Origin of the sequence: Rhizobium sp. NPDC090275 (assembly GCF_044772225.1) — a bacterium.
GTDB lineage: Bacteria > Pseudomonadota > Alphaproteobacteria > Rhizobiales > Rhizobiaceae > Rhizobium.
Window position 1 is genome coordinate 432,330 of record NZ_JBIVYL010000001.1, and the last position, 23,027, is coordinate 455,356.

A 23,027-nucleotide genomic window follows, 5' to 3' on the forward strand; every position below is an offset into this window, starting at 1 on the left:
GATTATGCGAATCACGATCCCGATGGCACGAATGATCACGAAGAATCATCCGTTTCATCACGCCTTTGGCCTTGAAAAGCCTGCCTACATTGGACATAGACCGTAGCGCAGAAATCCGGCCCCGGCCGTCTGCTAAAATCAACCGTATAGGACCGATATCATGGCCTTTCTTGCCGATGCTCTTTCCCGTGTGAAGCCTTCCGCCACCATCGCCGTTTCCCAGAAAGCGCGCGAGTTGAAAGCAAAAGGCCGTGACGTGATCGGTCTTGGCGCCGGTGAGCCGGACTTCGATACGCCCGACAATATCAAGCAGGCGGCGATCGACGCGATCAACCGCGGCGAGACGAAGTACACGCCGGTTTCCGGTATCCCTGAGCTGCGCAAGGCGATTGCCGCGAAGTTCAAGCGCGAGAACGGCCTGGATTATTCCTGGGAGCAGACGATCGTCGGCACCGGCGGAAAGCAGATTCTTTTCAACGCGTTCATGGCAACGCTGAACGCGGGCGATGAAGTCGTCATCCCGGCTCCGTACTGGGTGTCGTATCCTGAAATGGTGGCGCTGTGCGGCGGTACGCCGGTCACGGTCATGACGACGCAGGAAAACAACTTCAAGCTCCAGGCTGCCGATCTCGACAAGGCGATCACGCCGAAGACGAAGTGGTTCATCTTCAACTCGCCGTCCAACCCGTCGGGTGCCGCCTATACGCATGACGAGCTGAAGGCGCTCACCGACGTGCTGCTCAAGCATCCGCATGTCTGGATCTTGACCGACGACATGTACGAGCACCTGACCTATGGCGACTTCAAGTTCGTCACGCCCGTCGAAGTCGAGCCTAAGCTCTACGATCGCACGCTCACCATGAACGGCGTTTCGAAGGCCTACGCGATGACCGGCTGGCGTATCGGCTACGCGGCCGGCCCGATCCAGCTGATCAAGGCCATGGACATGATCCAGGGTCAGCAGACCTCGGGCGCATCGTCGATCGCGCAGTGGGCTGCTGTCGAAGCGCTGAACGGCACGCAGGCGTTCATTCCCGAGAACAAGAAGATCTTCGAAGGCCGCCGCGACCTCGTCGTGTCGATGCTGAACCAGGCCAAGGGTATCTCGTGCCCGAACCCGGAAGGCGCCTTCTACGTCTACCCGTCCTGCGCCGGCCTGATCGGCAAGACGGCGCCGACGGGCAAGGTCATCGAGACGGATGAGGACTTCGTGTCCGAGCTGCTGGAATCGGAAGGTGTTGCCGTGGTTCACGGCTCGGCCTTCGGTCTCGGCCCGAACTTCCGCATCTCCTACGCGACCTCGGAAGCACTGCTGGAAGAAGCCTGCAAGCGCATCCAGCGCTTCTGCGGCGCCTGCAAGTAAGCAGTCTCGCTTGAACTTCGAAACCCGCCGGCGACGGCGGGTTTTTTGTTGCGGGTGTGTTTTGCTCCCGCCCATTTAAGGATCGCTAATGACTGCCGCCTATTGGTGCGGTGTTTTTATAGATTTCATTGCTTTTGGTATCATGACGCTTCAATCCTTCCAGCTCGATCTCGCAACGGTTCTCCTGTTGCATCAATGCTCGTTTCTCGTCGGCGCTCTCTGTTTTCTCTATACGCGCTGGCAGTCGAAGCGCGGCGAGGGGCTGGGCACGCTGGCGATCGGCTTCCTGTCGCTGGCGATGTCGTCGACTTTGGCGGGGCTGGGCGAGCGTTCGGTGCTCTCCCATGAAATATGGACGTTCGGCACCTTCGTATTCGGCCTGATCGGCTATTCGGTCTTCTGGGTTGGGATGCGCCAACTCAGCAGCGGCAGGCGGCGGCGGATCGATTGGCTGGTGCTGGTCATTCCGGTGGTTCTGATAGTGGTCGCGTTCGCGACGCGGTTCTATCTGGTCGACGCCGTTCGCGGCGCGGTCAGCAATTTCATTTCCTTCCTGTCGCTTGCCGCCGCGACCGCCACCGTGCTGCACGATCGCCGGCCGGAACGGCTGCCGGTGCGGGTCGTGCTGTCTTGCGTGATCGCGCTGTCGTCGCTTCTGGCCTTGCTCATCGTTGTTGCTATGCTGACGCCGGCAATCGCTCCGATGACGCCGCGCTGGGCATTCTTCATTCGCATCATCTGCCATTTCGCGATCGCGCTCTTCGTCATCATCCTGGTGAAGGAGCGGGCCGAGGCGGCGCTGCGGCATGCGGCGGATACCGACATGCTGACCGGCGTCGGCAACCGCCGCTGGTTCACCTCGCGGATGCCGAAGGTCATGCGCGCGGATGATGCGCTGCTGTTGATGGATCTCGACCTGTTCAAGCAGGTCAACGATCGTTTCGGTCACGATACCGGGGATCAGGTGCTCGTGAGCTTCGCCGATGCGATCAGCCGCAACCTCAATGCCAGCGGCAGCTTCGCGCGTCTCGGCGGCGAGGAGTTTGCGGCCTATCTGCCGAAGACGAATGCCTTGGAAGCCATGAAGGCGGCCGAGCGTCTGGTCGATGTAGTCGGCAAGCTCGAAGTCGACAGCAACGGGCAGCGTGTGCCGCTCACCGTCAGCATCGGCGTTGCGACGAGCGCGGATGCCGGCGGCTCCTGGAGCGATCTGCTCAAGATGGCCGACGCGGCGCTTTATGCCGCCAAGGATAGTGGGCGCAATCGCGCCGTTCTCTACGACAAGATCGCGGCGTGATCGCTTTTCTCAGTTGGTAATCCGATTCAGGTTTTCGCCGTAAGGCGTTGATTTCGGATTCTATGCGCCGCTATAGCCCCAGGCTCGCGAGCATCAGGAACGTCGCGAACAGGATGAAGTGCGTCATACCCTCGATGGCGTTGGTCTCACCATCGTTGAGGTTGATGGCGGCGGCGATCAGGGTGATGGTGACCATCACCGTCTGCACCGGCGTCATCGCCATGATGAAGGGCTGGCCGGTGTAGAGCGCGATCGCCTCCATGACCGGGACAGTCAGGATGACGGTCGAGAGCGAGGCGCCCATGGCGATGTTGACGGTTGCCTGCATGCGGTTCTTCAACGCGGCGCGAAGCGCGGTCAGGATCTCGGGCGCGGCCGATATGGTGGCGACGACGAGGGCGGTGAGGCCGATGGGCGCGCCGGTGCCCTTGAGGCCCGTCGTCATGAAGGCCGACATGAATTCCGCGAGCAGGCCGATGATGACGACGCCCGCCAGGATCGTGGCGATCGAGACCGCCGTCGACCCTTCGTCGCCATGGTCCTCCGATGCGTCCTGTTTGCGCTCGGCGCGAGGGTAACTGTAGCTGAAGAAATAGCTGTGCTGGCCGACCTGCATGCGCAGGAAAAGTGCGTAGAGCGCGATCATCGCCACGATGGTGAAGGCGGAATAATAGTGCCATTTCTCGTCGGGCACAAATTCGGGGACGATCATCGAGATGCCGATCGCCGTCAGAATCATGACGCCGTAGGTCTTGCCGGAATTGTCGTTATAGGGCTGCTCGCCGTGCTTCAGGCCGCCGAGCAGGGCGGCGAGGCCGAGGATGCCGTTGATATCGAGCATCAGCGCCGAATAGATCGTGTCGCGCACCAGCGTCGGCGAGCTTTCACCGGCCATCATGATGGCGAGGATGATGACCTCGACGGCGACGGCCGAGAGCGTCAGGATCATCGTGCCATAGGGATCGCCGACCTTGATGGCGAGGATCTCGGCGTGATGGGCCACACGCATCGAGGCGAGGACGATGGTGACGACGAGGGCGGCGGCCGCGACGAGTGCCGCGCCCTGGCCCATCTCCATGATCGCGTGTTCCGACAGAAACGCCGCCACGCCGACCGCAATCGCGATCAGCAGGTACCGTTCGGTTTTCAGGCGTGACACTATCCCCAACGTCGAGCTCCGATCTTGATTCATCTCTCAAGTCTAAGGCGATGATTTCACATATCAAGTCGGCGATTGCGCCGGGCAGGTTTGCAGTCTTGGGCATTTAATGGAATACTGCTTCATCGGTCAGCCGGAAGCATATCGCGGCGCCTCTCGTCTTTTTGCCAGATGGCACCGCGCTAAACAGGATTCGATCCTGTCGGTTCGGTGTGTTGAACCAAGCAAAAGAGGAGTGAAGTGCATGGTCAAGGTGGTCTATGAAGTCGTCCAGCACGATGGCGGCTGGGCCTACCGGCTGGGAAACGTGTATTCCGAGGCCTTCCCGACACATTCCGAAGCGCTTGAGGCGGCCCGTATCGTGGCGGCCGAGCAGCAGGTCGGCGGCGATTCCGCCGAGATCAGCTGGCAGGACGACAAGGGCAAGTGGCACGAGGAATATGCCGAGGGTGGCGACCGTCCGGAGACCGAAGTGGTCGATGGAAACTGGAAGACCCACCAGGCCGCAACGTCGCCACGCGCTTGACCGATCGCACTCTTCATGAGGCGTTCCGTCAGTCCCGGCGGCCGAGCGCTCCTTCCCTGACATAATCGAGCAGGCCCGCGACCAGCGCATCGAAGGTGACGCGGTAGCGTGGCGAGGTTCTGATCGCCTCGTGCATCACCACCCAAGTCGCGAGCGGAATTTGAAACGCCTGCGGCAGCACGTGGACAAGATCCTCATCCGACGCCGCCAGTCCTGTCTGGCACATTCCAATTCCCAATCCGGAGCGGATCGCTGCTAATTGCGCCAGCGTGCTATCGGCCTTGAAGCCGAAGGTGAGGTCGGCGAAGACAGGGTAGCGTTTCAGCATCGTCCTCACATAGCCAGTATGCCGGTCGAAGCCGATCAGGCGGTGGCCCTTGAGATCGGCCAGCGTTTGCGGCGTGCCGCGTTGGTCGAGATAGCGGCGATGGGCGTGGAAGCCCAGCGGAATGTCGCCGATGCGGCGCACGACCAACGCGTCCTGCGTCGGCTCGCTCATCCGCACAGCGATATCGGCTTCGCGGCTCAGCAGATCCTCGACCGCATCGGAGGCGGAGAGCTCGATCTCGAGCTCCGGGTATTGCTCCATCAGCGGTGCCAGGATCGAGGGCAGCACCTCGACGCCGATCACTTCGCTGGCGCTGATGCGGACTGGGCCGGCGATGCGGTCGCGATGGCCGGAGGCGGTGCGCAGCAACGCCGCCGACGTTGAGGCTAGCGTTTCGGCGTAAGGCCGGAGTTCGAGAGCGGCTTCGGTGGGCATCAGGCCGCTCTGCGAGCGGAGGAAGAGCTGGGTGCCGACGATCTCCTCCAGGGCGTCGATATGGCGGCCGACAGTAGGTTGCGTCAGGCCGAGGTCGCGGGCGGCGGCCGATAGTGAGCCGTGGTGGAGCACGGCGAGAAGGGTGCGGTAGAAATCCCAGCTTGGCTCTGCGGTCATTCAAATACGTATAGATGAGATACGAATTTCGTCAATTTCGTTTATCTCAACGCTAGCGCATCATCTGATCATCAACAGATGGAGATGATGATGACACAGCAGATCGCACTTGTACTCGGAGCAACCGGTGGCATTGGCGGCGCGGTTGCCCGCAAGCTTGTTTCGCGCGGCTGGCATGTCCGCGCGCTGAACCGCAATGTGGAAAAGGCGCGCGCCGCCGAGCCCTGTTTGAACTGGGTGCAGGGCGACGCGATGCGTGCGGCCGATGTGATGGCAGCCGCTGAAGGGGCGAGCCTGATCGTGCACGCCGTCAATCCGCCCGGCTATCGCGACTGGGAAAAGCTGGTGCTGCCGATGCTCGACAACACGATCGCGGCCGCCAAGGCGGTCGGCGCAACGATCGTGCTTCCCGGCACGGTCTACAATTTCGGGCCGGACGCGTTTCCTGTTCTGCGCGAGGATAGTCCGCAGCATCCGGTGACGAAGAAGGGCGGTATCCGCGTCGAGATGGAAAAGCGGCTTGAGGCCGGATCGCGGGAGGGGGCGCCCGTCATTATCGTGCGCGCCGGCGATTTCTTCGGGCCGGCGGCGGGGAGCAGCTGGTTCTCGCAGGGTATGATCACGCCGGGCAAGCCCGTTTCCACCGTGACCAACCCGGCACGCAAAGGCGTGGGGCATCAGTGGGCCTATCTGCCTGACGTGGCGGAGACGATGGTGCAATTGGTCGAGCGGCGCGAGCGGCTGCCTGGTTTCGCCGTCTATCACATGGACGGTTTCTGGGATCGCGATGGGCAGCAGATGGTCGAGGCGATCAGGCGCGCCGTTGGCGGGCGGGTGAAGGTGCGGGGCTTTCCCTGGTTCGTCGTGCCGCTGGCGGCACCCTTCGTGACCTTCATGCGCGAGTTGAAGGAGATGCGCTATCTCTGGCGCGAGCCGATCCGGATGAGCAACGAGCGGCTGGTGGCGGAACTCGGTTTCGAGCCGCGGACGCCTATCGATGAGGCCGTCAGGATGACCTTGCTGTCGCTCGGCTGCCTTGAGGGGCGGATGGACGGTGAGGTGGCGGGCGCAGTGGCGCCGCGTGGATAGCCTTGGCTTAGTTCTGCGAGCGCGATGCGGGCGACGGTGAGCGGGCTCTGCGCTTCCGATGACATGCCGTCGTCGAGAAACCAGGCGGCGGAGAGGCCGCAATAGGCGGCGATCCAGCGCAGCAGGCGCGCGGGTTCGATGTTGGCGGCAGCCGATACGATGGGGAGTTGGCGACGGAGGCGATCGGGATCGGTGACCGTCGAGAGTTCCGGGTTGGCGAAGATGTTGGCGTAGTCGAAGCCGCGCTCGCCAACCAGGCCCTTGGGATCGATCGCCAGCCAGCCGTGCTCTTCGAAATCGAGGACGTTACCGTGGTGGATATCACCGTGCAGGACGGTCTCCTCGCACGGTTCGGCGAGCAGGGCGTTGGCGATGTCGTGGCAATCGGGGAGCACGCCGCCATATTTGCCGGCGGCTGGAGCGAGGTCGCGGAACCAGCGGGCAAGGGGAATGAGCGGCGGCTTCGATGCATCGCGCGGCGCATGCAGTTTAGCGACGGTGTCGCAGAGGATGCGGCTTGCCTCGTCATCCTCGCCTTCAGCGGCCATGGCGAGTAGCGAGCGGTGGCCTAAGGCGCGCTCGAGCACGATCGCATCGGCGTCGTGGCAATAGACCTTGGCTGCACCGTGACCATCCCACCAGTGCATCACCGCGGCGCCCGATCGCTCGGCTTCGTCGGCGCTGAGCTTCAGCATCGCCGGCTTGCCGCGCCATAACACGGGCAGGAGGTTGCTGGAGTGGGTGACGACAGGCTCGCCGTCAGGAGTGAGATGCCAGCGGTCGAGATAGGGCTTGAACATGAGGGGATGCTAGCCGGTCGCGACCGGAAAGGGAAATGACGTGGACCCAGAATAGCATGGGCCCAAAAGAGAAATCCCGCCGGGTGGCGGGATTTCGAGGCTTGGTGTCGATCAGGCGACCTTTTCGAGGACCGGGTAGTCGATGTAGCCCTTCGGGCCGCCGCCATAGAGGGTGGCCTGGTCGATTTCGTTGAGCGGGGCGTTGGCCTTGAGGCGCTCGACGAGATCGGGGTTGGCGATGAAGGGCTTGCCGAAGGCGATCAGGTCGGCCTTGCCGCTTTCGGCGGTGTCGATGGCGAGCTGGCGATCATAGCCGTTGTTGACCATCCAGCTTGCCTTGCCGCCAGCCTTTTCATAGGCGGCGCGCAGGCCGGCATAGTCGAAGGGCTTGTCGCCCTGCTGGAAGTTGCGGTCGCCGCCGGTGGCACCCTCGATGACGTGGATGAAGGCGAGGTCGTATTTCGCCAAACCCTCGACGACATAGTCGAAGAGCGGCTGCGGGGCAGCGTCCGATGCGTCGTTGGCGGGGGTGACCGGCGAGATACGGATGCCGGTGACGCGCGGGCCGATTTCCTTGGTGATCGCATCGACCACTTCGAAGAGGAAGCGGGCGCGGTTTTCGATCGAGCCGCCATACTGGTCGGTGCGGTCGTTGATGTCGGCGCGCAGGAACTGGTCGATCAGGTAACCGTTGGCGGCGTGGATCTCGACGCCATCGAAGCCGGCGTCGATCGCGGCGCGGGCGGCCTTGCGGTAGTCCTCGACGATGCCTGCGATCTCGGCGGTTTCAAGCGCGCGCGGCTCGGAGGTTTCGGCGAAGCTGCCGGTGCCGTCGGCGTTGACGAGGTAGGTCTTCGACCTGGCGGTCTTGTTGCTTGAAGAGACCGGCTTGCCGCCGTTCGGCTGCAGCGTCGTGTGGGAGATTCGGCCGACATGCCACATCTGGACGACGATCTTGCCGCCATGGGCGTGCACGGCGTCGGTCACGCGCTTCCAGCCATCCAGGGCTTCCTTGCTGTAGAGGCCAGGGACGTCGGCATAACCCTGGCCCTGGTGGGTGATCGCGGTCGCTTCGGTGACGATCAGGCCGGCGGAGGCGCGCTGCGTGTAATACTCGACGTTGAGGTCATTAGGCACGGCGCCCGGCGAGCGGTTGCGGGTCAGCGGGGCCATGACGATGCGGTTCTTGACGGCGATGTCGCCAACCTGCGTCGGTTCGAAGAGCTTGCTCATGGGAAGTCCTTTCGGTGTTTATGATGGTTTGGGGGGCGTTGGAAGGATCATTCAGCCGGGGCGGGCATGGCTGCCTTGCCCTTAGCGGAGAGATAGGTAAGTGCCGTGACGACAAGGCCGATCAGGGCCATGAAGGCGGCGACGAGCGGCACGCGGGTCATGTCGAAGCCGAGTTCGATGGCCATGCCGCCAGCCCAGGCGCCGAGGGCGTTGCCGGTGTTGAAGGCGCCGATATTGATCGTCGAGACCAGATTGGGCGCATCCTTGCCGAAGTGCACGACGCCGACCTGCAGAGCCGGGACGGCGGCGAAGGTCGCCACGGCCCAGATAAAGAGGGTGATTTCGGCGGCGATGAAATAGGGGCTGGTGAAGCCGAAGGCGACCGAGGTCACGGCGATCATCGCGAAGACGCCGGCGAGCGTCGGCCCAAGCTTCCAGTCGGCGAGCTTGCCGCCGAGAAGATTGCCGACGGTGAGGCCGAGGCCGATCAGGAACAGCGTCCAGGTGACGCCCTGCGGCGTCAGGCCGGTGACATCACGCAGCAGCGGCGCGATGTAGGTGAAAAGCGCGAACATTGAGGCGGAGAAGAAGACGGTGGTCGACAGCGCCAGCCAGAGGTGGCCGTTCTTCAGGGCGGCGATCTCGCGGAAGATGTTGCCCTGTTCTTCTTGGCGGTCCTTGGGGAGGACGGCGATCAGGCCGGCGATGGTGATGATGCCAAGGACGGTGACGACGGCGAAGGTCGAACGCCAGCCGAATGCCTGGCCGATCGCGGTGCCGAGCGGCACGCCCAAGACGTTTGCGAGCGTCAGGCCGGTGAACATCAGCGCTACGGCGCGGGCGCGGCGATCCGGGGCCACAAGGCTGGCGGCGACAACGGAGCCGATGCCGAAGAAAGCGCCGTGGCAGAGCGCGGTGACGACACGGGCGATCATCAGCACCCAGTAGCTCGGCGCCAGCGCGCAGAGCAGATTGCCGGCGATGAAGAAGGCCATGAGCGCGATCAGCGCCGTGCGGCGTTTCAGGTGCGCGGTGGAGACCGCCATGACAGGGGCGCCGACGGCGACCGCGAGTGCATAACCGGTGACGAGCCAGCCGGCCTGCGGGATCGTCACCGCAAGGTCGGTGGCGACTTCGGGCAGCAGGCCCATGATGACGAATTCGGTGGTGCCGATCGCAAAAGCGCTGAGCGCCAGGACGAGGAGGGCGAGGGGCATGTTCAGAGATCCTGTGCCAGTTGCTTGAGGAAGGCAGCGATGGTTTCTTCGTTGCGCTTATAGAAGATCCACTGGCCGACCCGGCGTGTGGTCACGAGGTTGGCGCGGCTGAGCGTGCCCAAGTGGGCGGAGACGGTCGATTGCGAGAGGCCGCAGCGTTCGAACTGGCTGGCGCAGACGCCCATTTCGAGTGGGTGCTCCTGCGAAGAGAAATGCTCTTCGGGGTTCTTCAGCCAGTTCAAGATTTCCATCCGCTTGGGATGGGATATCGCTTTCAGGATTTCGTCGTTGTCCATCGTCGTTTGCCGAACCATAAATCGTTTCTGATCGATATATGGATCGACGGTTTTCGATGTTCAAGACATGCGCGAACGGCGCGTGCGATTTTTTCCGTGGTTAAATTTTAAGCAAAAAAAGAGGGCCACCGAATGAACGGGGCCCTTTAAGGTGTGAAGGTTATTCAACCTCCAGAGGGGAACAGCTAATGCAGCGGCACTGGGAGAGAACCGCCATGTGCATCAACTGAGTGCGATATGATGCTTTGGCGGGCAGATTTCAATGCCCTTTTGCGCATGCCTGCTATGCAATGCAGCATTTTTTGCTGCGATGCGAAAAATTAGGGCAAATCAAGGCAAAAAAAGAGGGCCACCGAAAGCTCGGGGCCCTTTATAGGTATGAAGGTCTAAACCTCCAGAGGGGAACAGCTAATGCGGTGGAACTGGGAGGAAAAGCCACCGTGTGCATCAGCTGAGGTTGATATGGTGTTTTAATGTGCAGCCGGCAACCAATTTTTGTGCATGTCAGGCATGCGCGCGGTGCACGGCTTGCGAATTTCGTCGCAAAATCAGTTAGAAGCTCCAGTTTCTGGCCTTGCTGACGATGAAGTCGCGGAAGGCCTTAAGCTTGGCGGCGTTCTTCATTTCGTCGGGATAGCAGAAATAGGTGTCGAAGGACGGCACATCGGCATTGATCGGAAGCTGAATCAGGCCCGGGTCGCGGCCCACGATGTAGTCGGGCAAGCAGGCGACGCCCATGCCGAGCAGGCAGGCGCGCTTGATCGAGGTCTGGCTGTTGATCTGCAGGTGCGGAATGCGCTTGTTGTCCGACGAGCGGCCGGCGATTTCGAGCCAGTTCACGTCGAGCAGATAGTTCGGCGCCGGTTCGCCGAAGGTGATGATTCTATGGTTGTCGAGATCCTCGACCGCCTGCGGCTCGCCATACCGGTTGATGTAGGAGGGGGCCGCGTAGACGTGCATGTGCACGGTGAACAGCTTGCGCTGGATGAGATCGGATTGCTGAGGCTGGCGCAGGCGGATCGCGCAGTCGGCATAGCGCATGTTCACATCCACTTCCTCGTTGTCGAGGATGAGCTGGATCTGGACATCCGGATAGAGCTGCATGAACTCCTGGATCTTGTCCGTGAGCCAGCCCTGGCCGAGACCGACGGTCGTGGTGACGCGCAGCTTGCCCGACGGCGTTTCCGTCGTCTCGGTCAGTTGCATCTTCACGGTTTCGAGCTTCAAGAGCACGTCGTGGGCGGTGCGGTAGAGCAGTTCGCCCTGTTCGGTGAGGATGAGGCCGCGGGCGTGGCGGTGGAACAGCTTGGTGCCGACATCCTGCTCCAGCGCGCTCACCTGACGGCTAATCGCGGATTGGGACAGATGCAGCTTGTCGGCCGCGTGCGTGAACGAACCGGCTTCGGCAGCTGCGTGGAAAATACGCAGCTTGTCCCAGTCCAACGGCATTCCACCACCCCTCATGCCGATATTACTCCGCAGCTACGGCGACGGGCATGTGGCCCGTGAGATAACGTTCGGCCTCGAGCGCTGCCATGCAGCCCATGCCGGCGGCGGTAATCGCCTGGCGGAAGGTGTCGTCGGTGACATCGCCAGCCGCGTAGACGCCCTCGACCGAGGTCGCGGTCGAATCGGGCGCGGTCCAGAGGTAGCCGTTGTCCTTCAGCTTCAGCTTGCCCTTGAAGAGCTCGGTTGCCGGCGCATGGCCGATGGCCACGAAGACACCGTCGATCGTGTGGTCGGCAACAGCTCCGGTACGCGTGTCGCGAAGGCGAACGCCTGAGACGGACGGCGGCATCGGCGGCTTGGCCGGCGCGCCGGTGATTTCGGCGATCTCGGTGTTCCAGAGGATCTTGACGTTCTCCTTGGCGAAGATGCGTTCCTGCAGGATCTTTTCCGAGCGGAACGAGTCGCGGCGATGCACGACCGTCACGGTCTTGGCGATGTTCGAGAGATAGAGCGCTTCCTCGACGGCAGAGTTGCCGCCGCCGACCACGATCACGTCCTTGTTGCGATAGAAGAAGCCGTCGCAGGTGGCGCAGGCGGAGACGCCGAAGCCCTGGAAGGTCTGCTCGCTCTCGATGCCGAGCCACTTGGCCTTGGCGCCGGTGGCGATGATCAGCGTGTCTGCGGTCCAGACCTGGCCGCTATCGGTGCGGGCCACGAAGGGGCGCTGGTTCATCTCGACTTCGGTGACGATGTCGTTGACGATCTCGGCGCCGACATGCTTGGCCTGCTGCAGCATCTGGTCCATCAGCCAGGGGCCCTGGATCGGATCGGCGAAGCCCGGATAGTTCTCGACGTCGGTGGTGATCATCAGCTGCCCGCCTTGCTCCATCCCTGCGATCAGGACCGGCTTCAGCATCGCGCGCGCCGCATAGACGGCAGCGGTATAGCCGGCGGGGCCGGAGCCGATGATGAGCACCTTGGTGTGGCGGGCGGACATGAGACTTCCTTTCAACTGGCTGGACGCGCTGGATATAAGGCGAATACGGCCATCACGCGTCCATGCGTTATTTATGAACGACCAATGTTTATATTCAAGGGCAGCCTTGCGTTACCAACAAGGCATTCGGTGTGGATGTGCAAGATTCCGTCATCATGGGGAAAGATTCTTGCGTATTGTGCCGCTTTATATAGAAGCTGGATTCACGATTTTAAAGAAAGGCACTCGCTTGGTTCGCGCTGAACTGGACGCCATCGATATCAAGATCTTGCGTGAGCTGCAGGCGGATGGGCGCATGACCAACGTCGAGCTCGCCGACCGGGTCGGCATCTCGGCGCCGCCCTGCCTTCGGCGTGTGCGCAAGCTGGAAGAGTCCGGCGTCATCGAAGGCTATCACGCGATGCTGAACAGCCCGAAGCTGGGCTTCGATCTCGTCGCCTTCTGCATGGTCGGGCTCAAGCATCAGTCGGAAGCCAATCTCAAGGCGTTCGCGGCTGCGACGACACAATGGCCGCTGGTGCGCCAAGCCTGGATGGTTTCGGGCGATAGCGACTTCCTGCTGCATTGCGTGGCTGAAAACCTGACGCGGTTCCAGGACTTCGTCATCGAGGTGCTGACCGCCAACGAGCATGTCGACACCGTGCGCACCATGCTGACGATCCGCCAGATCAAGAAGCTCGGATTGACCGAGGTCTGACTTCGTCTCAGCCGAGGCTGTCGTAGACGGCCTTCAGCTTCGTGGCCTCGCCTTCGATCCGGAAGTTTTCCATGACATGCGTCTGGGCATTGGCGGCGAGCCGTGCCAGGCGGCTTTCATCAGCCATGAGGTCCGAAACGGCCTTTGCCATCGCGTCGAGATCGTCGCGGGCAATCAGCACGCCCGCGCCTTGGTCGCCCGTCGTGACGATCTCGGGAAAAGCGCCGACATCGGTTGCGACGACGGGTACGCCCGAGGCCATGGCTTCGAGCGGCGTCAGGCCGAAACCTTCCCAGCGCTGCGGCGCGACGAGGAGATCGAGCGCGCGATACCAGTCGTTGATATTGGTGTGTTCGCCGACGAAGAGGATGCGGTCGGAAAGGCCGGCGACGGCGACCTTGGCCTTCAGGCCGTTCTCGAACTCGACATGCTGGGCCGTGGCGCGGCCGGCGATGATGGCGCTCCACTCCGGATGATCGGGGAGGAGCCGCAGCATGGTATCGACGAAGAGGTCGGTGCCCTTCTGGTGGCGGACGCGGCCGAAGCAGCCGGCGATCTTCTTGTTCGGGTCGAGGCCGCATTCGCGCTTGGCTTGCGCCTTATCCAGGGGCGGCGAGAAGCGGGCGGTGTCGATGCCGTGCAGGATGACGGTGCTCGGGACTTCCAGATAGTTCGCCGTCTTGCCCGAGGTCGCGATCACGGCGTCCATCTTCGAGACGAGGAACTTCGTCCAGCCGCTATGCTTGCGCTGCGAGGCGGAGGTGAAGACGATCTTCAGCTTCATGCGCAGGAGGTCGCGCATGATGAGGGCAGGGAGCATCTCGATGTTGCGGCGGGCGTGCCAGACGCGGAAGGGCCGGGTCGAGGGCGCGCGCCACAATTTTGAGAGGTCGCGGAAGCGGATATGCGGGATCGATGCCGGCAGGCCCGGCCCGAGCGCCGCGATCTTCTGACCGAGCGCCCGCTGGACCGGGATAAGCTGGATGATCGTCGAGGTGACGCCTGACAGACGCTTCTTGAAGTTCGGCGCTATGATTTCGACGTCAGCGATATCGACGATGTGCGATCGGCCGCGATCCGCCAAGGTCCTCAGCCCCAGGTGATGGCCAGAACTTCGTAAGCCTTGGAGCCGCCGGGCGCGTTGACCTCGATGGAATCGCCGACTTCCTTGCCGATCAGCGCGCGGGCGATCGGGGAGGAGATGGAGATGCGGCCGGCCTTCACGTCGGCTTCCTGGTCGCCGACGATCTGGTAGGTCTTTTCTTCCTCGGTGTCCTCATCGACGAGCTTCACCTTGGCGCCGAACTTGATCGTGCTGCCGGACATCTTGGAGAGGTCGATGACCTCCGCGCGCGCCGTCAGATCTTCAAGCTCGCCGATGCGGCCTTCGTTGTGGCTTTGGGCTTCCTTGGCGGCATGGTACTCGGCGTTTTCCGAGAGGTCGCCGTGTGCGCGGGCCTCGGCAATCGCCTCGATGATTCGCGGGCGTTCTTCCTGCTGACGCCAGCGCAGCTCTTCCTGCAGCTTGACGAAACCACCCTGCGTCATCGGTACCTTATCAACCATTTTCTTGTCCTTCAGTCTTTGTGTCGGCTAGGCAGAGACACAAAAGAAAACAGGTCCCGAAGGGGAACTTCGGAACCATGCAAAAACTCTATCTGCTTCGTTTATAGCAGATTGCCTCCGTCGATTTCCAGAGAATTCGATGAAGCGACTTGCAACCCCTCATGGCTTTTCGCGTCAAACTTGAAAAACATCAATCTATGGCGGCTTTTCTTGACTGTTAGCGATGGAACATATAGTGAACATATGCATGAAGAAGTCACTCGAAGAGCGGTTGGCCATCCTCTCGGACGCGGCCAAATATGACGCCTCCTGCGCCTCCAGCGGAACCACCAAGCGCGATTCCGGCAAGAGCGGCGGGCTTGGTTCGACTGAAGGTGCCGGCATCTGCCATGCCTATGCGCCGGATGGGCGATGCATTTCGCTGTTGAAGATCCTGCTCACCAATTTCTGCATCTACGACTGCGCTTATTGCATCAACCGCTCGTCCAGCAATGTGGAGCGGGCACGGTTCACGCCCGAGGAGGTTATCTGGCTGACGCTGGAGTTCTATCGGCGCAATTATATCGAGGGGCTGTTCCTGTCGTCTGGCATCATCCGCTCCTCCGACCACACGATGGAGGAGATGGTGCGGATCGTACGGGAGTTGCGCACAACGCATAATTTCCGGGGCTACATTCATCTCAAATCCATTCCAGAGGCCTCGCCGCACCTGATCGAGGAGGCCGGGCTTTATGCAGACCGTCTGTCGCTCAACATCGAGCTGCCGACCGACCGCGGCATCGCGCAACTGGCGCCGGAAAAGAAGCCGGCCAGCATTCGCCGCTCGATGGGCGATTTGAGACTGAAGATCGAGGCAGCCTCCGAGCCGACGCTACAGACCAAGCGGCGCAAGCGCTTCGTGCCGGGCGGGCAGAGTACGCAGATGATCGTTGGGGCCGATGGGGCCAATGACGCGACCATTCTAGGCACCAGCGCGCAGCTTTACGGAAGCTACGGGCTGAGGCGCGTCTACTACTCGGCTTTCAGCCCCATTCCCGACTCGTCGAAGAACCTGCCGTTGATCAAGCCGCCGCTGATGCGCGAGCACCGGCTCTACCAGGCCGACTGGCTCTATCGCTTCTATGGCTTCGGGATCGACGAGATCACGTCCTCGCAGGAGGGCGGCATGCTCGATCTCAATCTCGATCCGAAGCTCGCCTGGGCGCTTGGCAACCGCAACGATTTCCCCGTCGACATCAACAGGGCGCCGCGCGAGACGTTGCTCCGTGTGCCGGGACTGGGGACGAAGACGGTGAAATCGATCCTCTCGGCGCGACGTTTCAGGCGGCTGCGGATCGAGGACCTGACGCGGCTCGGCGTGTCAATCAAGAAGGTGCAGGCGTTTATCTCGGCCGAGGGCTGGTCTCCGCGCCGGCTGATCGACCGGCCGGATCTGAGGGCGATGTTCGAGCCGAAGCCGGAACAACTGTCGTTGCTGTGATGATTACCGTGTTGCTGGAGGGCCGGGGGGAATTGGCCGAGTGGCGCGACGCGGCGCGGCGGCTGGCTGCCTCGGGTGTTGCGCCCGAGGAGATCGAGTGGCGGGAGCGGTATCGCGAGACGGATCTGTTTGCCGCTCCTGAAGCCTTGCCGAAGCTGCCGGCGCTCGATGCTTCCAAGCCGCTGACGGTGCCGCCCGCCTTTATCGGGCTTGCGGAGGCGGTGATCTGCCATAGCGATCCGATGCGCTTCTATCTGCTTTATCGGCTGCTCTGGCGGCTGCAAAGCGATCGGTCGTTGCTCGACGTTGCCTCTGACGAAGACGTGGCGCGAGCGCGGGCGATGGACAAGAGCGTGCGCCGCGACGCGCACAAGATGACCGCCTTCGTGCGGTTCAAGGAGGTGGGATCGGGGATTTCGCTCAACGGGCGGCGGAAGTTTCTTGCCTGGTTCGAGCCGGATCATCATATCGTCGCCCGCAAGGCGCCGTTCTTCCAGAAGCGGTTCAACGACATGGACTGGGTGATCGCGACACCAAGGGGCTCGGCTGCCTGGGATGGGGAGAAGCTGACCGTCAGCCATGACCCTTGCGAGAAGCCCGATCTCACCGATCCGGCCGACCAGCTGTGGCGGACCTATTACGCCAATATCTTCAATCCAGCGCGCTTGAAGGTGAAGGCGATGCAGGCGGAGATGCCGAAGAAATACTGGAAGAACTTGCCCGAGGCCGATCTCATTCCCGGCATGATCGCCGACGCGGAAAGCAAGGTTCTGGAGATGGCCAAACGCCAGGCAAGCGAGCCACTGCCGTTTCACGACCGCTTGCAGGAAGCCGCGCGCCGGGTGCCCGCAGCGCCTCGAGCGCCGGTCGGCACGCTGGCGGCGCTGCGCGAAGAGGCCGCCGTCTGTACGCGCTGTCCGCTGCATGAGAAGGCGACGCAGACTGTGTTCGGCGAGGGACCTGAGAATGCGAACGTGATGTTCGTCGGCGAGCAGCCGGGAGATCAGGAGGATCTCGCCGGGCGGCCGTTTGTCGGGCCTGCGGGCAAGGTGTTCGACCAGGTGGTCGTAGACGCCGGGATCGACCGGCAGGCGGTCTATGTGACCAATGCGGTGAAACACTTCAAATACGAGCCGCGCGGCAAGCGCCGCATTCACCAGCGGCCGAACATGGGCGAGGTCACGCATTGCCGCTGGTGGCTCAATCTGGAGATCGAACTCGTCAAGCCGAAGCTGATCGTCGCCATGGGCGCGACTGCGCTGTCGGCGTTGACGGATACGAAGCACAAGGTCTCCGATATCAGGGGGCAACCGATCAGAATGGGGAAGGAGCGAACGCTGTTCGTCACCGTCCACCCGTCCTATCTGCTGCGCATTCCCGACGAGCGGCTGAAGGCGGAGGAGATGGCGCTGTTTCGAGCGGATATGGTGCGGGTGCGGGAACTGATGGCCGGGATGGCTGCCTGACGATCGCTCGGTTTGCGAATTGCCATGGCGCTTCGGCGTGAATGTTGTAGCGTTGCCGGCAAAGCAATCTGGAGACGGTTTATGTTCGATCATGTGTCGATTGGTGTGAAGAGCCTTGAGAAGTCGCAGGCGTTTTACGATGCCGCGCTGGCGCCGCTCGGCTATGAGCGACTGACGAATTTCGGCAATGTCAGCGGCTATGGCGCCGATCGGGTGGGGCTGTGGGTCGGCGAGGTGGCGCGGCCGGTCGCGGCGGACATGGAGTCGGGGCTGCACTTCTGCTTCGTGGCTCCGTCGGAGGAGTCCGTCGACGCGTTTTACGCGGCCGGGCTTGCCAATGGCGGAACCGATAATGGTGCGCCGGGCGTGCGGCCGGATTACAGCCAGTTCTATTATGCCGCCTTCGTCATCGATCCTGACGGCTACCGGCTCGAGGCCTATTTCAAGCGGCCGGAGTGATCGGAACGACCTCCGAATCTTCTGATGGTGGTGGGCCGTCGTTGCTCCAGGGCTCGGTCTCGAAGCGTAAGGGCAGGTTCGGTGGGGCGTAGGGCGGCGCTGTCGTCGACGACAGTCGGTCGATGACGGATTGGTGCAGCGAGGCGCCGTCGGGAATGAAGCGGCGGTCGGCCAGCGGCAGGTAGATGCGCGTCGTGTCGCCGCGCTTGCGCCAGGAGGTGACTGGCACACGCCTCGGCACATATTCGAGCAGTCTCCATGCCCAGTTCATGGAATCGTGCAGCGGTGCCGTTGGGGCAGGCCGGACATAGCTCTTCGTCGGGTTGTCGCCATGGACGAGTTCCTTGACGGCGTCCTCGTTGTAGGTGAGGCCGGTGCTTCGGGTCTCGGCGATCATCCAGGCGAGCGGTATCTTGATCGCGGCGCTCTCCGCTTCCGGATAGCCGCCACCGATGTCGCCATGGACACCGGAGAACCAGACTTCCTTCACATTCTGCGGAGGCGGGGCCGGCGGCTTGAAGGGGCCGCCCCAATAGTCCTGCCCTTGCCGCCATGGCAGCGGATTGAACATGGTTCGCCGCTCGTCGATGGCGAGCGCGTGGCGGACCACTTCGACGCTCGGATTGCGATCGGTGAAGGGAAGCGTCAAGAGTTGCGGGCGCCATTTGCCCCAGACGATGACCGAGGACACCGTGTCGAAGAGGCCGAGCAGCTTGATCGGCGGGCGGTCGGTCTTCAGCGTGCGCTCGTAAAGGCGCATGGTTTTGAAGGCCGAGGGTGCGTCCCAATCGACATCGGCGGCATCCGCTCCTCCCTGCTGCTGCTCGCTTTCGGAGATGCCCTTATAGGTGTTGTAGGCGTAGTCGATCAGGTTGACGTGGTACTTGCTCATCAGCCCGAGCGAATGGACGAAGCCTGCGAGAACGCGTGCCGTATAGGCGCCCCGGCTGAAGCCGAAGATGTAGATGTTGTCGCGATCCCGATACTCCTGATCGTCCCCCGGTTCGCCGGGCTCATAATTGTCGACGAGGAAGCGGTAGGCTTCCTTGACGTTCTGGTCGAGGCCCCAGCCGGTTGCCAGGCCCCAGAGCTCGACCGTCTTGCGGTAGGCGTTGGACCATGCATTGGCAGCGCCGAAGGTGCCGACGCCGGGATCATAATAGACGATCTGCCTGCCGCTGCGGTCGAGAACGCCGAACAGCCTCAAAATATTGGTGCGGTCGGCGGAGATTTCGTTCGACGTGCCATCGAACAGAATGACGATATTCTTGCCCATCGATGCCCCTCACGTGTGGGGATATCGTAACATGATCGCGAAGGGTTTGAAATCTCAGGTGGATTGTCGCGTTTTGCGACACTTCGGCGTGTCGTCGCGTTGGCCGTCGTGCGGCGGAAAAGCCGGCCGTGAAGGATCACGGCCGGCCTTGATATCTTAGGCGAAGTAGCTCTGCAGCGGGCGAACCTCGAGGTTGCCGGCCTTCAGCGCCTTGATCGCCTGGGCGGCTGCCTCGGCGCCGGCCATGGTGGTGTAATAAGGCACCTTCTGCATCAGCGTCGCGCGGCGCAGCGACTTGGAGTCGGAGATCGCCTTGTTGCTATCGGTCGTGTTGATGACCAGCTGGACCTGACGGTTGCGGATGGCGTCCTCGATGTGCGGACGGCCCTCGAGCACCTTGTTGATCTTCACGGCCTCGATGCCGTTTTCGGCGAGGAAGCGGGCGGTGCCGCCGGTGGCCAGAACCTTGAAGCCCTGTTCGACCAGCATGCGGATCGCGGGAAGGACGCGCGGCTTGTCGTCGTCGCGTACCGATACGAAGACCGTTCCGTCACGCGGCAGTTCGACGCTGGCGCCGAGCTGCGACTTGGCGAAGGCCAGCGCGAAATCGGTATCGAGGCCGATGACTTCGCCGGTCGAGCGCATTTCCGGGCCGAGCAGCGTGTCGACGCCGGGGAAGCGGGCGAATGGGAAGACGGCTTCCTTGACGGCGATGTGCTTGAGGTTGCGCGGATCCGGCTTTTCGCCATAGGCGGCAAACAGCGGATCGAGCTTTTCGCCGGCCATGGCGCGGGCGGCGATCTTGGCGATCGGGGCGCCGATGGTCTTGGCGACGAAGGGAACGGTACGCGAGGCGCGCGGATTCACTTCGAGCACGTAGACGGTGCCGTCCTTGATGGCGAACTGCACGTTCATCAGGCCGACGACGTTGAGAGCCTTGGCCATCGACTTCGCCTGGCGCTCGAGCTCGTCGATCATCTCTGGCGAGAGCGTGCGCGGGGGCAGCGAGCAAGCCGAGTCGCCGGAGTGAATGCCGGCTTCCTCGATGTGCTCCATGATGCCGGCGATGAAGGCGTCCTTGCCGTCGGAGAGGCAATCTACGTCGACTTCGATGGCGTTCGACAGGTAGCTGTCGAAGAGCAGCGGGTTCTTGCCGAGCAGGGTATTGATCTGGCCGGTCTTGTCGTTCGGGTAGCGCTGCTTGATGTCTTCGGGCACCAGTTCTGGAACGGTGTCGAGCAGGTAGGTCTGCAGCATGCTCTCGTTGTGGATGATCTGCATGGCGCGGCCACCCAGAACGTAGGACGGGCGAACGACGAGCGGGAAGCCGATTTCGGTTGCGACCAGGCGAGCCTGTTCGACCGAGTAGGCGATGCCGTTGTTCGGCTGCGTCAGGTCGAGCTTGATCAGGAGCTTCTGGAAGCGGTCGCGGTCTTCGGCAAGGTCGATCATGTCGGGCGCGGTGCCGAGGATCGGGATGCCGTTCTTTTCCAGCGCTTCGGCGAGCTTCAGCGGGGTCTGGCCGCCGAACTGCACGATGACGCCGACGACTTCGCCCTTTTCCTGTTCGGCGCGCAGGATCTCGATCACGTCTTCAGCCGTCAGCGGCTCGAAGTAGAGGCGATCGGAGGTGTCGTAGTCGGTCGAGACCGTTTCCGGGTTGCAGTTGATCATGATGGCTTCATAGCCGGCGTCGCGCAGAGCGAACGCGGCATGGCAGCAGCAATAATCGAACTCGATGCCCTGGCCGATACGGTTCGGACCGCCGCCGAGGATGACGACCTTCTTGCGGTCGGAGATCTCGGCTTCCGAGCGGGCAGCGCCGACGAAGGGCGTCTCGTAGCTCGAATACATGTAGGCGGTCGGCGAGGCGAATTCGGCGGCGCAGGTGTCGATGCGCTTGAAGACCGGGCGGACGTTCAGCGAATTGCGCAGCTCGGCCACTTCCTTCGGGCGCTTGCCTGACAGCGTTGCGAGGCGGGCGTCGGAGAAGCCCATGGCCTTCAGCGTGCGCAGGTTTGCGGCGTCGGTGGGCAGGCCGTGCTCGCGAACGCGGGCTTCCATGTCGATGATCGCCTTGAACTGGGCGATGAACCACGGGTCGATCTTGCAGCCTTCGTGCACTTCCTCGGGGCTCATGCCCATGCGCAGTGCCTGTGCGACCATGCGCAGGCGATCCGGCGTCGGCGTGCCGATGGCGGCGCGAATGGCATTCTGGCTACCTTCGCCTTCCTCGACGCCGGGGATTTCGATTTCGTCGAGGCCGGTGAGGCCGGTTTCGAGACCGCGCAGCGCCTTCTGCAGCGATTCGGCGAAGGTGCGGCCGATCGCCATGACTTCACCGACCGACTTCATGGCTGTCGTCAGAACCGGCGAGGCGCCCGGGAACTTCTCGAAGGCGAAACGCGGGATCTTGGTGACGACGTAGTCGATCGACGGCTCGAACGAGGCTGGCGTCGCGCCGCCGGTGATGTCGTTGTCGAGTTCGTCGAGCGTGTAGCCGATGGCGAGCTTGGCGGCGACCTTGGCGATCGGGAAGCCGGTGGCCTTCGACGCGAGAGCCGACGAGCGCGAGACGCGCGGGTTCATTTCGATGACGACGAGGCGGCCGTCCTTCGGGTTGACGGCGAACTGGACGTTCGAGCCGCCGGTTTCAACGCCGATCTCGCGCAGAACCGCGATCGAGGCGTTGCGCATCATCTGGTATTCCTTGTCGGTCAGCGTCAGGGCCGGCGCGACAGTGATCGAGTCGCCCGTATGGACGCCCATCGGGTCGATGTTTTCGATCGAGCAGATGATGATGCAATTGTCCGCCTTGTCGCGGACGACTTCCATTTCATATTCCTTCCAGCCGAGAACCGATTCCTCGATCAGCACTTCGGTGGTCGGCGAGGCATCGAGGCCGCCGCCGATGATTTCGAAGAACTCCGAGCGGTTATAGGCAATGCCGCCGCCGGTGCCGCCCATGGTGAAGGAGGGGCGGATGATGGCGGGCAGGCCGACGACGTCGATCGCCTGGGCGGCAATCGCCATGGCGTGGCTGATGTAGCGCTGCTTGCGATCGGTCTCGCCGAGGTTCCACTGGTTTTCCAGCGCGTCGAGCGCCTTGTCGAGTTCGGCACCCGTGAGGCTTTCCTTCAGCTTGTTGCGTTCGGCTTCATGCGTCTTGCGGTCGGCATCCTTGATGTCGGTGGCGTTGGCGAGCATCGAGCGCGGGGTTTCGAGGCCGATGCGGTCCATGGCTTCACGGAACAGGGCGCGGTCTTCGGCCATGTCGATGGCAGCAGGCTTGGCGCCGATCATCTCGACATTGTAGCGGTCGAGAACGCCCATGCGCTTGAGAGAAAGCGCGGTGTTGAGCGCGGTCTGGCCGCCCATGGTCGGGAGCAGCGCGTCGGGGCGTTCCTTGGCGATGATCTTGGCGACGACTTCAGGGGTGATCGGCTCGACATAGGTTGCGTCGGCAAGGCCCGGGTCTGTCATGATCGTGGCCGGGTTGGAGTTGACGAGGATGACGCGGTAGCCTTCCTCCTTCAGCGCCTTACAGGCCTGGGTGCCGGAATAGTCGAACTCGCATGCTTGGCCAATGACGATCGGTCCTGCGCCGATGATGAGGATCGATTTGATGTCTTGGCGCTTCGGCATGGGCTTTTTTCCGTTTCCTAGCTGCGCAGAAAGCCGGCCAGGGTGGGAGGCACCGGCCGGGTCGCGCATATG

At 62.5% G+C, this 23,027-nt stretch carries 19 protein-coding genes and 1 pseudogene; 8 read left to right on the plus strand and 12 right to left on the minus strand.

The window, feature by feature from the left end; translation table 11 throughout:
* Nucleotides 1-160: 160 nt before the first annotated feature.
* Nucleotides 161-1,363 carry a pyridoxal phosphate-dependent aminotransferase gene (locus ACIQUB_RS02095; protein WP_018897416.1) on the plus strand — a complete coding sequence of 401 codons (1,203 nt, stop codon included), beginning with the start codon at nt 161-163 and terminating at the stop codon, nt 1,361-1,363.
* 88 nt (nt 1,364-1,451) lie between these two features.
* On the plus strand, nt 1,452-2,660 hold the full coding sequence (locus ACIQUB_RS02100) for a GGDEF domain-containing protein (protein ID WP_113236374.1): 1,209 nt from the start codon (nt 1,452-1,454) through the stop codon (nt 2,658-2,660).
* 70 nt (nt 2,661-2,730) lie between these two features.
* Here ACIQUB_RS02100 and ACIQUB_RS02105 read toward each other — a convergent pair whose 3' ends face one another.
* Nucleotides 2,731-3,828 carry a calcium:proton antiporter gene (locus ACIQUB_RS02105; protein WP_113236375.1) on the minus strand — a complete coding sequence of 366 codons (1,098 nt, stop codon included), beginning with the start codon at nt 3,826-3,828 and terminating at the stop codon, nt 2,731-2,733.
* Nucleotides 3,829-4,063: 235 nt separating this feature from the next.
* Here ACIQUB_RS02105 and ACIQUB_RS02110 point away from each other — a divergent pair, with 235 nt between their 5' ends.
* Nucleotides 4,064-4,345 carry a DUF2188 domain-containing protein gene (locus ACIQUB_RS02110; RefSeq protein WP_018897419.1) on the plus strand — a complete coding sequence of 94 codons (282 nt, stop codon included), beginning with the start codon at nt 4,064-4,066 and terminating at the stop codon, nt 4,343-4,345.
* Nucleotides 4,346-4,373: 28 nt separating this feature from the next.
* Here ACIQUB_RS02110 and ACIQUB_RS02115 read toward each other — a convergent pair whose 3' ends face one another.
* Nucleotides 4,374-5,285, minus strand: a complete 912-nt coding sequence (locus tag ACIQUB_RS02115) for a LysR family transcriptional regulator (RefSeq protein ID WP_113236376.1) — start codon at nt 5,283-5,285, stop codon at nt 4,374-4,376.
* 90 nt (nt 5,286-5,375) lie between these two features.
* On the opposite strand from ACIQUB_RS02115, the gene ACIQUB_RS02120 reads away from it, so the two are divergent.
* The gene (locus ACIQUB_RS02120; protein WP_113236405.1) at nt 5,376-6,374 is read left to right on the plus strand and encodes an SDR family NAD(P)-dependent oxidoreductase; all 999 of its coding nucleotides are present in this window, start codon (nt 5,376-5,378) and stop codon (nt 6,372-6,374) included.
* A gap of 8 nt (nt 6,375-6,382) precedes the next feature.
* On the opposite strand, the pseudogene ACIQUB_RS02125 reads toward ACIQUB_RS02120, so the two are convergent.
* The 6 genes and pseudogenes from ACIQUB_RS02125 to trxB form a co-directional block, all read right to left on the minus strand.
* Nucleotides 6,383-7,174: pseudogene (locus tag ACIQUB_RS02125) on the minus strand (aminoglycoside phosphotransferase family protein); the annotation flags it as partial.
* Between the two features lie 111 nt (nt 7,175-7,285).
* Nucleotides 7,286-8,407 (minus strand): alkene reductase, encoded by a 1,122-nt coding sequence (locus tag ACIQUB_RS02130; protein ID WP_113236378.1) that lies wholly within the window; start codon nt 8,405-8,407, stop codon nt 7,286-7,288.
* 47 nt (nt 8,408-8,454) lie between these two features.
* Nucleotides 8,455-9,624 carry an MFS transporter gene (locus ACIQUB_RS02135; RefSeq protein ID WP_113236379.1) on the minus strand — a complete coding sequence of 390 codons (1,170 nt, stop codon included), beginning with the start codon at nt 9,622-9,624 and terminating at the stop codon, nt 8,455-8,457.
* 2 nt (nt 9,625-9,626) lie between these two features.
* A complete protein-coding gene (locus tag ACIQUB_RS02140) occupies nt 9,627-9,920 on the minus strand; it encodes a helix-turn-helix transcriptional regulator (RefSeq protein ID WP_047506019.1) in 294 nt (97 codons plus the stop codon).
* A 552-nt stretch (nt 9,921-10,472) separates the two neighbouring features.
* Nucleotides 10,473-11,369: a LysR family transcriptional regulator VtlR gene (locus ACIQUB_RS02145; RefSeq protein ID WP_018897426.1), complete on the minus strand. Its 897-nt coding sequence runs from the start codon at nt 11,367-11,369 to the stop codon at nt 10,473-10,475.
* A gap of 22 nt (nt 11,370-11,391) precedes the next feature.
* Entirely contained in the window at nt 11,392-12,366 is a 975-nt protein-coding gene (gene trxB, locus ACIQUB_RS02150; RefSeq protein ID WP_113236380.1) for a thioredoxin-disulfide reductase, read from the minus strand.
* 229 nt (nt 12,367-12,595) lie between these two features.
* Here trxB and ACIQUB_RS02155 point away from each other — a divergent pair, with 229 nt between their 5' ends.
* The gene (locus ACIQUB_RS02155) at nt 12,596-13,063 is read left to right on the plus strand and encodes an Lrp/AsnC family transcriptional regulator (RefSeq protein WP_018897428.1); all 468 of its coding nucleotides are present in this window, start codon (nt 12,596-12,598) and stop codon (nt 13,061-13,063) included.
* A gap of 7 nt (nt 13,064-13,070) precedes the next feature.
* Here ACIQUB_RS02155 and ACIQUB_RS02160 read toward each other — a convergent pair whose 3' ends face one another.
* Together ACIQUB_RS02160 and greA are read right to left on the minus strand one after the other, a co-directional pair.
* A complete protein-coding gene (locus ACIQUB_RS02160) occupies nt 13,071-14,123 on the minus strand; it encodes a glycosyltransferase family 4 protein (protein WP_402928734.1) in 1,053 nt (350 codons plus the stop codon).
* Nucleotides 14,124-14,152: 29 nt separating this feature from the next.
* Nucleotides 14,153-14,629 (minus strand): transcription elongation factor GreA, encoded by a 477-nt coding sequence (gene greA / locus ACIQUB_RS02165; RefSeq protein ID WP_018897430.1) that lies wholly within the window; start codon nt 14,627-14,629, stop codon nt 14,153-14,155.
* 247 nt (nt 14,630-14,876) lie between these two features.
* On the opposite strand from greA, the gene ACIQUB_RS02170 reads away from it, so the two are divergent.
* The 3 genes from ACIQUB_RS02170 (at nt 14,877) to ACIQUB_RS02180 (ending at nt 18,034) form a co-directional block, all read left to right on the plus strand.
* Nucleotides 14,877-16,109 carry a putative DNA modification/repair radical SAM protein gene (locus ACIQUB_RS02170; protein ID WP_112535436.1) on the plus strand — a complete coding sequence of 411 codons (1,233 nt, stop codon included), beginning with the start codon at nt 14,877-14,879 and terminating at the stop codon, nt 16,107-16,109.
* The gene (locus tag ACIQUB_RS02175) at nt 16,109-17,575 is read left to right on the plus strand and encodes a UdgX family uracil-DNA binding protein (protein WP_113236382.1); all 1,467 of its coding nucleotides are present in this window, start codon (nt 16,109-16,111) and stop codon (nt 17,573-17,575) included. Before ACIQUB_RS02170 ends, ACIQUB_RS02175 begins: the two co-directional genes overlap by 1 nt.
* 81 nt (nt 17,576-17,656) lie before the next feature.
* Nucleotides 17,657-18,034, plus strand: a complete 378-nt coding sequence (locus ACIQUB_RS02180; protein ID WP_047506010.1) for a VOC family protein — start codon at nt 17,657-17,659, stop codon at nt 18,032-18,034.
* On the opposite strand, the gene ACIQUB_RS02185 is transcribed toward ACIQUB_RS02180, so the two are convergent.
* Nucleotides 18,018-19,310: a DUF2235 domain-containing protein gene (locus tag ACIQUB_RS02185; RefSeq protein WP_113236383.1), complete on the minus strand. Its 1,293-nt coding sequence runs from the start codon at nt 19,308-19,310 to the stop codon at nt 18,018-18,020. The two genes, ACIQUB_RS02180 and ACIQUB_RS02185, sit on opposite strands and share 17 nt — an antisense overlap.
* A gap of 156 nt (nt 19,311-19,466) precedes the next feature.
* Nucleotides 19,467-22,955, minus strand: a complete 3,489-nt coding sequence (gene carB / locus ACIQUB_RS02190) for a carbamoyl-phosphate synthase large subunit (protein WP_113236384.1) — start codon at nt 22,953-22,955, stop codon at nt 19,467-19,469.
* Nucleotides 22,956-23,027 lie beyond the last annotated feature (72 nt).

Coding starts and splice junctions, on each gene's coding strand:
- ACIQUB_RS02095 (WP_018897416.1), top strand. CDS start 161: ATGGCCTTTCTTGCCGATGCTCTTTCCCGTGTGAAGCCTTCCGCCACC.
- ACIQUB_RS02100 (WP_113236374.1), top strand. CDS start 1,452: ATGACTGCCGCCTATTGGTGCGGTGTTTTTATAGATTTCATTGCTTTT.
- ACIQUB_RS02110 (WP_018897419.1), top strand. CDS start 4,064: ATGGTCAAGGTGGTCTATGAAGTCGTCCAGCACGATGGCGGCTGGGCC.
- ACIQUB_RS02115 (WP_113236376.1), bottom strand. CDS start 5,285: ATGACCGCAGAGCCAAGCTGGGATTTCTACCGCACCCTTCTCGCCGTG.
- ACIQUB_RS02120 (WP_113236405.1), top strand. CDS start 5,376: ATGACACAGCAGATCGCACTTGTACTCGGAGCAACCGGTGGCATTGGC.
- ACIQUB_RS02130 (WP_113236378.1), bottom strand. CDS start 8,407: ATGAGCAAGCTCTTCGAACCGACGCAGGTTGGCGACATCGCCGTCAAG.
- ACIQUB_RS02135 (WP_113236379.1), bottom strand. CDS start 9,624: ATGCCCCTCGCCCTCCTCGTCCTGGCGCTCAGCGCTTTTGCGATCGGC.
- ACIQUB_RS02140 (WP_047506019.1), bottom strand. CDS start 9,920: ATGGACAACGACGAAATCCTGAAAGCGATATCCCATCCCAAGCGGATG.
- ACIQUB_RS02145 (WP_018897426.1), bottom strand. CDS start 11,369: ATGCCGTTGGACTGGGACAAGCTGCGTATTTTCCACGCAGCTGCCGAA.
- trxB (WP_113236380.1), bottom strand. CDS start 12,366: ATGTCCGCCCGCCACACCAAGGTGCTCATCATCGGCTCCGGCCCCGCC.
- greA (WP_018897430.1), bottom strand. CDS start 14,629: ATGGTTGATAAGGTACCGATGACGCAGGGTGGTTTCGTCAAGCTGCAG.
- ACIQUB_RS02170 (WP_112535436.1), top strand. CDS start 14,877: ATGAAGAAGTCACTCGAAGAGCGGTTGGCCATCCTCTCGGACGCGGCC.
- ACIQUB_RS02175 (WP_113236382.1), top strand. CDS start 16,109: ATGATTACCGTGTTGCTGGAGGGCCGGGGGGAATTGGCCGAGTGGCGC.
- ACIQUB_RS02180 (WP_047506010.1), top strand. CDS start 17,657: ATGTTCGATCATGTGTCGATTGGTGTGAAGAGCCTTGAGAAGTCGCAG.
- ACIQUB_RS02185 (WP_113236383.1), bottom strand. CDS start 19,310: ATGGGCAAGAATATCGTCATTCTGTTCGATGGCACGTCGAACGAAATC.
- carB (WP_113236384.1), bottom strand. CDS start 22,955: ATGCCGAAGCGCCAAGACATCAAATCGATCCTCATCATCGGCGCAGGA.